The 7357-nt window shown below is 64.3% G+C and carries 5 protein-coding genes; 4 read left to right on the top strand and 1 reads right to left on the bottom strand.

The features are described from left to right. Positions 1–1636, bottom strand: a 1636-nt coding sequence (gene xdh, locus MR825_RS00105) for a selenium-dependent xanthine dehydrogenase (protein ID WP_287877877.1), incomplete at its 3' end; no start/stop codon positions are given. Positions 1637–1836: 200 nt separating this feature from the next. On the opposite strand from xdh, the gene dpaL reads away from it, so the two are divergent. The 4 genes from dpaL to arcC all read left to right on the top strand — a co-directional run bounded on the left by dpaL (position 1837) and on the right by arcC (position 6974). Further along, the gene (gene dpaL / locus MR825_RS00110; protein WP_186906923.1) at positions 1837–3051 is read left to right on the top strand and encodes a diaminopropionate ammonia-lyase; all 1215 of its coding nucleotides are present in this window, start codon (positions 1837–1839) and stop codon (positions 3049–3051) included. A gap of 178 nt (positions 3052–3229) precedes the next feature. Then, positions 3230–4642 (top strand): YgeY family selenium metabolism-linked hydrolase, encoded by a 1413-nt coding sequence (locus MR825_RS00115; RefSeq protein ID WP_287877881.1) that lies wholly within the window; start codon positions 3230–3232, stop codon positions 4640–4642. Between the two features lie 76 nt (positions 4643–4718). After that, positions 4719–5918 carry a knotted carbamoyltransferase YgeW gene (ygeW, locus tag MR825_RS00120; protein WP_287877883.1) on the top strand — a complete coding sequence of 400 codons (1200 nt, stop codon included), beginning with the start codon at positions 4719–4721 and terminating at the stop codon, positions 5916–5918. Between the two features lie 114 nt (positions 5919–6032). Next, complete coding sequence (gene arcC, locus MR825_RS00125) at positions 6033–6974, top strand: carbamate kinase (protein ID WP_256175112.1); 942 nt, start codon at positions 6033–6035, stop codon at positions 6972–6974. Positions 6975–7357: the final 383 nt, after the last annotated feature.

The following is a 7357-nucleotide window of genomic DNA, read 5'->3' on the forward strand; positions in this document are numbered from 1 at the left end:
GAATGGCGTTGCGGTAGCGGATCTCCCAGGGGGAGATGCCCACCGCCTCGGCCAGCAGGTTCAGGTTGCACTCGGCGGCAAAGCAGCTCTGGGTAACGCCGAAGCCCCGGAAGGCCCCGGCGGGAGGGTTGTTGGTGTAGACGGCGGTACCGTCGATATCGATCACCTGATAGTTGTACGGCCCGGCGGCATGGGTGCAAAGGCGCTGGAGCACCGGCCCGCCCAGGCTGGCGTAGGCCCCCGTGTCGGTGACCACCACCGCCTTCATGGCGGTGAGCCGGCCGTCCGCGCCGCACCCGGTGGTAACCTCCATCCAGGCCGGGTGTCGCTTGGGGTGGACCAGGATGCTCTCGTCCCGGGTGAGCTTCACCTTCACCGGCCGGCGGGTGTGGTAGGCCAGCAGCAGGGCATGATGCTGGACGCTCACATCCTCCTTGCCGCCGAAACCGCCGCCCACCAGCGCGTTGACCACGTGGATGCGCTCCGGCTCCCAGCCCATCATCAGGGCGCACTCGTGCTGGGTATCGTAGGTGCCCTGATCGCTGGAGTAGATAAGAGCGCTCTCCCCGTCCGGGTCCATCAGGGCCACGGCGCACTCCGGCTCCAGAAAGGCGTGCTCGGTAAAGGGGGTGAAATACGTCCGGGTGACCACATGGGCGGAGCGGCGCAGCGCCTCCTCCGCGTCGCCCCGGACCAGATGTTCATGGGCCAGCACGTTGGACGTGCCGCTCTCATGCACCAGGGGCGCCCCCTCCGCCAATGCCTGCTGGGGGGAAAACACCCCGGGCAGCACCTCGTATTCCACCCGGATGAGGGCCTTGGCCTGTTCGGCGATCGCCCGGGTCTCGGCGGCCACCAGGGCGACCGCGTCCCCCAGATAGTGGGTCAGGCGGCCTACGGGCACCAGCGCGTCCCAGTCGTGCTTCAGGTGGCCCACCTTGGAGGAGCCGGGGATATCCGCCGCGGTGAGCACCGCGTGGACGCCGCTCAGGGCCTTTGCCGCGCTGGTGTCGATGGAGAGCACCCGGGCCCGGGGATATGCCGCGCGCAGGGCGGAGCCGTAGAGCATGCCCTCCATCTGGATATCGTCGGCGTATTTGCCCCAGCCCTGTACCTTCTCCGGCACGTCCAGGCGGTGGGCCCGCTGGCCCACGCCGGTGACCGCCGGGGCGGACAAATGCTCCGCCCCCTCCCGGAAGAGCCGGGCGGCCAGAAGGATGGCGTCGATGATTTTTTTATACCCGGTGCAGCGGCAGATATTATTGCGGATGGCAACGGCCGCCTCGTCCCGGGTGGGATCCGGGTTCCGATCAATGAGGCCCTTGGCGCACAGCACCATCCCCGGGATGCAGAAGCCGCACTGCACCGCGCCCGCCGCGCCGAAGGCGTAAGTGTAGACCTCCTTCTCCCGCGGGCTGAGGCCCTCCACGGTGACGATGGCCCTTCCCTGGAACTTGGATATCTTCTGCACGCACGCTTTCACCGGCTTCCCATCCGCCAGGACGGTACAGGTGCCGCAGGCGCCCTGACCGCACCCGTCCTTTACCGAAGTCAGCCCCATGCCCCGCAGCAGCTCCATCAGAGAGCCGTCCTGCTCCGTCTGTACCTGCGCGCCGTTGACCGTGAGGGTAAACATGGCCATGTCTCCTTTTCTTTGATCTTATGGCTCTAGCTTAACACCGAAAATGTACAAAGGCAACCATTCCCGCACCGTCAATTTCAACAAAAATCTAAAAAACTTTTTGGTTGCACAAAAATTTTTTTGGAAACCTATTGACTTGCAGATTTCCCGTGCTATGATGGGGACAGAACATAGAAATCGGAGGCGCAGTCGCAATGAAAGACCGGATCAAATGGGCCGTCAACCACATGCCCAAAAGCGACGACGGGCAGCTGCCCGTCATGTCCCTGACCAATGTGGCCAAGGCCCGCTTTTTTCACAGCAGCTTTCCCCAGTACTCCATCACTCCGCTGGCCCGGCTGGACGGTATGGCCGCTTATCTGGGCCTGGCGGGCCTGTTCGTAAAGGATGAGAGCTTCCGTTTCGGTCTGAACGCCTTCAAGGTGCTGGGCGGCTCCTTTGCCATGGCGCGGTACATCGCCAAGGAGATGGGCCGCGACGTGTCGGAGATGACCTACGACTATCTGACCAGCGAGGCCCTGCGCCGGGACTTCGGCCAGGCCACCTTCTTCACCGCCACCGACGGCAATCACGGCCGCGGCGTGGCCTGGGCGGCCCACAAGCTGGGCCAGAAGGCGGTGGTCCATATGCCCAAGGGCAGCTCGCAGGCGCGGTACGACAACATCGCCAAGGAGGGCGCCGCCGTCACCATCGAGGACGTGAACTACGACGACTGCGTGCGCATGGCCGCCGCCGAGGCGGAGGCCACTCCCCACGGCGTCATCGTACAGGACACCGCCTGGGACGGCTACGAGGAGATCCCCGCCTGGATCATGCAGGGCTACGGCACCATGGCCAGCGAAAGCGCCGACCAGCTGCGTCAGATGGGCATAAACCGTCCCACGCATGTGTTCGTCCAGGCGGGCGTGGGCAGTCTGGCGGGCGCGGTCATCGGGTACTACGCCAACCTCTTCCCCAACGACCCGCCCAAGTTCATCGTCATGGAGGCCCAGGCGGCCGACTGTCTCTACCGGGGCGCCCTGGCCGGGGACGGCGCGCCCCGCATGGTGGACGGAGACCTGACCACCATCATGGCGGGGCTGGCCTGCGGCGAACCCAACACCATCTCCTGGGACATCCTGCGCAACCACGTCAGCGCTTTCGTCTCCTGCCCCGACTGGGTCAGCGCCCGGGGCATGCGGATGCTCGGGGTACCCGTCAAGGGCGACCCGGTGGTCATCTCCGGCGAGTCCGGAGCGGTGGGCATGGGTCTCATTGCCGCGCTGATGGAGAACGACGAATACCAGGACCTGCGTCAGGCCATCGGCCTGGACCGCTTCTCCCAGGTGCTTCTTTTCTCCACTGAGGGCAACACCGACCCCATGAAGTTCCGCAAGGTGCTCTGGGACGGCGAATATCCCACGGTTTAGCAGCGTTAAATCATGGGGCCCCGGGTTCCCTTACCGGCCCGGGGCGAGCGGACCGCCCCTGCGCCAAGCGGTTTGCCCGTTGGGCAAACCGCTTGTACGCGCCGCCCGGCGCCTCGCTGCGCGGGGGCTTTCCATGGCAATCAATCACGATATGGATGAATGATGGAGGGAAACAATCATGGATTACGATCAGATCAAGAAAGCAGCCCAGGGCTATCAGGCCGACATGACCCGCTTTTTGCGGGCCATGATCTCCCACCCCAGCGAAAGCTGTGCGGAAAAAGACGTCGTGGCCTGCATCCGCTCTGAGATGGAACAGCTGGGGTATGACCAGGTGGAGGTGGACGGCCTGGGCAATGTGATCGGCTGGATGGGCGACGGTGACAAAATCATTGCCATCGACTCTCACATCGACACCGTGGGCGTCGGCAACCGGAGCAACTGGACGGACGACCCCTACGAGGGCTGGGAGGACGACGCGGTGATCTACGGCCGCGGCGGCTCCGACCAGGAGGGCGGCATGGCTTCCGCGGTCTACGGTGCCAAGATCATGAAGGAGCTGGGACTGATCCCCGCAGGCTACAAGATTATGGTGGTCGGCTCCGTGCAGGAGGAGGACTGCGACGGTATGTGCTGGCAGTACATCGTCAACAAGTTCTTCCCCGCCAAGGGCATTCGGAAGGAGCAGGTGGAGTTCGTCATCTCCACCGAGCCCACCGACGGCGGCATCTACCGGGGCCACCGGGGCCGCATGGAGATCCGCGTGGACGTGAAGGGCGTCTCCTGCCACGGTTCCGCTCCCGAGCGGGGCGACAACGCCATCTACAAGATGGCCGACATCCTCCAGGACGTGCGCGCCCTCAACGAGAACCCCGCCGATGACGGCGCTGCGATCAAGGGCCTGGTGAAGATGCTCGACCCCAAGTACAACCCCGAGCACTATGAGGACGCCCGCTTCCTGGGCCGGGGCACCTGCACCACCTCACAGATCTTCTACACCTCCCCCAGCCGCTGCGCCGTGGCCGACTCCTGCTCCATCTCCATCGACCGCCGCATGACCGCCGGCGAGACCTGGGACTCCTGCCTGCAGGAGATCCGGGACCTGCCCAGCGTGAAGAAGTACGGCGAGGATGTAACGGTATCCATGTACATGTACGACCGCCCCTCCTGGACCGGCGAGGTCTACGAGACCGAGTGCTACTTCCCCACCTGGATCAATATGGAGCGCGCGGCCCACGTCCAGGCCCTGGCGGACGCCCACCACGCCCTGTGGGGGGAAACGCGCATCGGCCACGCCGACGCCGACCCCAAGCGGGACGCCATGCACCTGCGTGAGGGCCGCCCGCTCACCGACAAATGGACCTTCTCCACCAACGGCGTGGCCATTCAGGGCCGATACGGCATCCCCTGCGTGGGCTTCGGTCCCGGCGCGGAGAGCCAGGCCCACGCCCCCAACGAGATCACCTGGAAGCAGGACCTCGTTACCTGCGCCGCCCTGTACGCCGCCGTTCCCGGCCTGTACCGGGAGGAGAACAAGACCGCCGACGTGACCCAGTTCCGGGCCGGCAAGACGAACAACGACATCAAATAATTCACAAAGTTTTTTTCCTAAGTTTAGCATCCTTCCCACCAATCCATCATTTACAATAGAAAAGGAGAATACGATCATGGATGCCACGCTTCACAGCTATATCGACAAGCTGAACCAGCTCAACTTCAAGGAGATGTATGAGAACGACTTCTTCCTGACCTGGGAGAAATCCGACGATGAGATCGAGGCCGTCTTCACCGTGGCCGACGCTCTGCGCTACATGCGGGAGCACAACATCTCCACCAAGATCTTTGAGTCCGGCCTGGGCATCTCCCTGTTCCGGGACAACTCCACCCGCACCCGCTTCTCCTTTGCCAGCGCCTGCAACCTGCTGGGCCTGGAGGTCCAGGACCTGGACGAGGGCAAGAGCCAGATCGCCCACGGCGAGACCGTCCGTGAGACCGCCAACATGATCTCCTTCATGGCCGACGTGATCGGCATCCGGGACGACATGTACATCGGCAAAGGCAACAAATACATGCACGACGTGGTGGACGCCGTCACCCAGGGCCACAAGGACGGTGTGCTGGAGCAGAAGCCGACCCTGGTCAACCTGCAGTGCGACATCGACCACCCCACCCAGTGCATGGCCGACATGCTGCACATCATCCACGAATTCGGCGGTGTGGAGAACCTGAAGGGCAAGAAGGTCGCTATGACCTGGGCCTATTCTCCCAGCTACGGCAAGCCTCTCTCCGTGCCTCAGGGCGTCATCGGCCTGATGACCCGCTTCGGCATGGACGTGGTGCTGGCCCATCCCGAGGGCTACGAGGTCATGCCCGAGGTGGAGACTGTGGCCGCTGCAAACGCGGAAAAGTCCGGCGGCACGTTCCGGCGCGTGAATTCCATGGCCGAGGCCTTCCGGGACGCGGACATCGTGTATCCCAAGAGCTGGGCTCCCTTTGCCGCCATGGAGAAGCGCACCGACCGGTACGCCCAGGGCGACAGCGAAGGCATCAAGGCCCTGGAAAAGGAGCTGCTGGCGCAAAACGCCCAGCACAAGGACTGGTGCTGCACCGAGGAACGGATGAAGACCACCCGGGACGGCAAGGCGCTGTACCTGCACTGCCTGCCCGCCGACATCAACGGCGTATCCTGCGTGGACGGCGAGGTGGAGGAGAGCGTCTTCGACCGCTACCGCGAGGCGCTGTACAAAGAGGCCTCTTACAAGCCCTACATCATCGCCGCCATGATCTTCCTGGCCAAATGCAGAGATCCCCAGGCCGTGCTGAAGGCCCTGGAGGAGCGCGGCACCCAGCGTTGGTTCAACAAGTAACGCGTCCGGCGTTGCTTTTGGATACCTGTTCCCCTTTCTCTGGCCCGTCCGCATCCATTTTGTGGGCGGGCCGTCCCTTTCACCTTCAAGCGACCAAAGGAGGTTGTCTCTGTCATGGGCAAGCGCATCGTGATCGCTCTGGGCGGCAACGCCCTGGGCAACAATCTGCCGGAGCAGATGACGGCGGTACGCCAGACCGCCAAGGCCATCGCGGATCTGATCCAGGAAGGCCACGAGGTCATCCTCTCCCACGGCAACGGCCCCCAGGTGGGTATGATCCAGAAGGCCATGCAGGAGCTGACCCGCTCCGACCCCGAGAAGTACATCCCCTGCCCCCTGTCGGTCTGCGTGGCCATGAGCCAGGGCTACATCGGCTACGACCTGCAAAATGCTCTGCGGGAGGAGCTGCTGGACCGTGATATCCAAAAGGGAGTGGCCACGGTGCTCACCCAGGTGGAGGTGGATCGCTCCGACCCGGCGTTCCAGAACCCCACCAAGCCCATCGGCGCCTTTATGACCAAGGAGGAGGCCGACCGGATGGTGGCCGAGCGGGGCTACACCGTCATGGAGGACGCCGGCCGGGGCTATCGCCGGGTGGTCGCCTCCCCCAAGCCCAAGTCCATCGTGGAGATCCAGTCCATCCGGGACATGGCGGCGGCCGGTCTGGTGGTCGTGGCCTGCGGCGGCGGCGGTATTCCCGTCTACGCCACGCAGGGGCATCATCTCAAGGGTGCGCCGGCCGTCATTGACAAGGACTTTGCCTCCTGTGTGCTGGCCCAGCAGGTGCAGGCCGACACCCTGATCATCCTCACCGCCGTGGAAAAGGTGGCGATCAACTTCGGCAAGCCCGATCAGAAATGGCTGGATACGCTCACCCCGGAAGAGGCCGAGGTCTATATGGGCCAGGGCCACTTCGCCCCCGGCTCCATGCTGCCCAAGGTCCAGGCGGCGGTAGAGTTCGCCCGTTCCGCCCCCGGCCGCTCCGCGCTCATTACCCTGCTGGAAAAGGCGAAGGACGGCGTGGCAGGCAAGACCGGCACCGTGATCCGGCAGTAATTCAAACGATGGTTCTTCCATTTGGCCGCCCGGCGAAACGGGAGAACCATCGTTCAACGCCTGCCGTAAGCCCGCCCTTTCGGGGCGGGCTTTTCAGGCTGTCGAAAAACCCTCCTGGAGAAGAGCCTCGCAGAGTTGAGTCGTCCGCAGACGACGGAAGGAAAGGAATCTCCGTCATTTCCGGCGGCACAAGATGAATTGCCCTGCAGGGGCAGGAGAGGGTCCCCCGGGGGAGGTGCGTCGGGCGTGGGGCGTGGGCCGGGGCGGGCCGGGCGAGTTTGGGGCATGAGGGCCAACCGGCCCGAAATGCCCCGTGTTTGAAGCCCGGAACGCCCCGGCGCATGCCCCATGCCATCCCCGCCAGGCCGACACCGCCAGGGGGC

It is taken from the genome of Lawsonibacter sp., from assembly GCF_022777125.1.
Taxonomy (GTDB): Bacteria; Bacillota; Clostridia; order Oscillospirales; family Oscillospiraceae; genus Lawsonibacter_A; species Lawsonibacter_A hominis.